Annotated in this window: 1 rRNA gene; it reads left to right on the top strand. The window is 55.0% G+C overall.

Annotation, left to right across the window (positions count from 1 at the left end):
- Nucleotides 1-640 (top strand): 23S ribosomal RNA (locus ACTQ33_RS17115); the annotation flags it as partial.

Below are 640 nucleotides of genomic sequence, written 5' to 3'. Positions count from 1 at the left end.
AACGGGGCTAAGCATGTAACCGAAGCTTGGGCTTGTACGCAAGTACAGGGGTAGGGGAGCGTCGTATACGGGGTGAAGTACGAGCGAGAGCACGTGTGGACTGTATACGAGTGAGAATGCCGGAATGAGTAGCGAGAATTATGTGGGAATCATAATGGCCGAAAATCTAAGGTTTCCTGGGGAAGGTTCGTCCGCCCAGGGTAAGCCGGGAGCTAAGGCGAGGCCGAAAGGCGTAGTCGATGCACATACGGTTGAAATTCCGTAGCCACCGAACCTTAAGCGTAGTGACACATAGAGATAGCCTGTCCCGGGCGTTGGTTGCCCCGGGCGAAAGGGACCGAAAATAAGTAGGGAAGTGGGCGATGCTCTGTGGCGAGAAAAGCTGCGTGGTATGCTAAGGTGCCCGTACCGCAAACCGACACAGGTAGATGAGGAGAGAATCCTAAGGCCAACGGGAGAAGGGTTGTTAAGGAACTCGGCAAAATGGCCCCGTAACTTCGGGAGAAGGGGCGCCCTCGGAAGAGGGCCGCAGTGAATAGGCCCAAGCGACTGTTTACCAAAAACACAGGTCTCTGCTAAATCGAAAGATGACGTATAGGGGCTGACGCCTGCCCGGTGCCGGAAGGTTAAGAGGAGAGCT

This window comes from Candidatus Avoscillospira sp. LCP25S3_F1, from assembly GCF_052117125.1.
Lineage (GTDB): Bacteria > Bacillota > Clostridia > Oscillospirales > Oscillospiraceae > Avoscillospira_A.
The sequence above is the reverse complement of the archived record's forward strand: the minus strand, read 5'-3'. Positions and strand labels throughout refer to the sequence as shown.